The organism is Inquilinus limosus DSM 16000 (genome assembly GCF_000423185.1).
Lineage (GTDB): Bacteria > Pseudomonadota > Alphaproteobacteria > DSM-16000 > Inquilinaceae > Inquilinus > Inquilinus limosus.
Genome location: NZ_AUHM01000066.1, coordinates 1 through 1,508, shown reverse-complemented (window position 1 = coordinate 1,508; position 1,508 = coordinate 1). Strand labels below are relative to the sequence as shown.

2 protein-coding genes are annotated in these 1,508 nt (G+C 50.0%); both read right to left on the bottom strand.

The genetic code is table 11. From position 1 onward, the window contains the following. Positions 1–343 precede the first annotated feature (343 nt). On the bottom strand, positions 344–679 hold the full coding sequence (locus tag G537_RS44055) for a DUF6572 domain-containing protein (protein ID WP_155888839.1): 336 nt from the start codon (positions 677–679) through the stop codon (positions 344–346). A gap of 126 nt (positions 680–805) precedes the next feature. Next, positions 806–1,508, bottom strand: a 703-nt coding sequence (locus G537_RS44405) for an RHS repeat-associated core domain-containing protein (protein ID WP_211230553.1), incomplete at its 5' end; no start/stop codon positions are given.

Genomic DNA, 1,508 nt, shown 5'->3' with positions numbered 1-1,508 from the left:
GGGCGCGCCAGTCCGGCACGGCCAGCCCGACCACGGCCATCGCCAGCCCGAGGATCACGAGCACGATCAGCATCTCTATCAGGTGAAGCCGGCCGGTCTTATGGGAGGTTTGACTGGCCGCAATGCCTCTCTCCGTTGTCTGGCTGCCGATGGCCTTCATTGATACCACCGGGCGCGCCTCGATGCGCTGGACTAGACTATGAACATAGAGAGCGGGCGGCTACATTTCTCATGGGTGCTGTGTGTCTAGGCTAGAATTAATCTCCATCCTGAGAGGTGCAGTCCAAAGCGCTCGGGTGTGGCCAATTGAGTGCGTCATCACCAAATCCTGCAAAGCTCGGCCTCATTTCCTGCCTCCTATTATGTCAACTCGGAAACCAAACCCTGCGTCCTCGACAATGTTCTCAGCAATAGATAAAAATTCATTTCCCTTTTCGCTTGGATTGAATTTTAAAACAAGATTTATTACTAGCTTTTTTCCTTTTGTTTCTGGAAATTTTCTCTCAATTTCACCGCTTTCGAAAAAAGCAAGATAATTATTTATCTTATTTTGTAGTAAAATAAGATGCTTTTCCTCGTTCTCTGTCCAATCTAAATGATCGCTAATTGAAGCATACGCAATATTCTGGTCATTGCTAATGTTGATGAAATCTACAACATTGGATTGTTCTATAGACATGTAGGGCCTGCTCTTTCTGTTTCGAATTTACTATTAATATAATATCAAAAATGAGTAGCAATGCAACGAATCGACGCTCCTCTGACGGGCCGCTGGTGTCCTCTGATATATGACAAATATGGCTCATCATTCTGACTTTTTCCTGATCACGTTGACGGTCGTGGGAGGAACGTTCATCCCAGCCGGAAAGTTCTGCACGCCTGTGCTGACAACCGTTGCACCGGACCCCGCTATTTCCGGATGTGAAGCTCGTTGGTTTGGGGTCAGGGGAGCGGTTGCTGATGCCTTGCACTCAATGCAACCGATCTCTCCTGTGATTTTATCCCTTGTCAGAATATCCATCCTCGTTCTGACCCCTTTAGGCGTTTCGAGCAGAACCTCTCGTCCGATCTCAACTGTCCCTAGTTGCTGAAGGCTTGCCGCTGTTTCATCCTCAAAGGCCTTCCCGGCTGCTTTGTTCGAGATAATGTTTACAGCCTTTGGTGCAACAGCTTCGACAGGCTCGGTACCGATTGCTTTTTCCACCATCTTGCGGCCCAAAGAAACGGCACCTCTCTTGGGCAAGTTGGTGCCCAGTGTTGCGAGAGTCTCGAAATCATCCCAGCTGCTGTAAACAGCTCCACTTCGATACAAGCGATCGGCTTCGTCTTGCTTCGTCTGTTCACTTCTCTGCCTTTCGGCCTCTGCCTGGATTTGCTGGCTAGCAGCCGCGCCTGTAGGCATGCTTCCTTGCGCGTCAGCTGCTCCAGCCCACTGATGTCCGCTCGGATCGCTCAGGTTGATCGGATCGTTATCCGAATACGCATACCGGTTGGTCCCCACCCCAGGC

Bases quoted from the DNA above. Each gene is read 5' to 3' on its own strand.
- G537_RS44055 (WP_155888839.1), bottom strand. From the start codon at position 679: ATGTCTATAGAACAATCCAATGTTGTAGATTTCATCAACATTAGCAAT.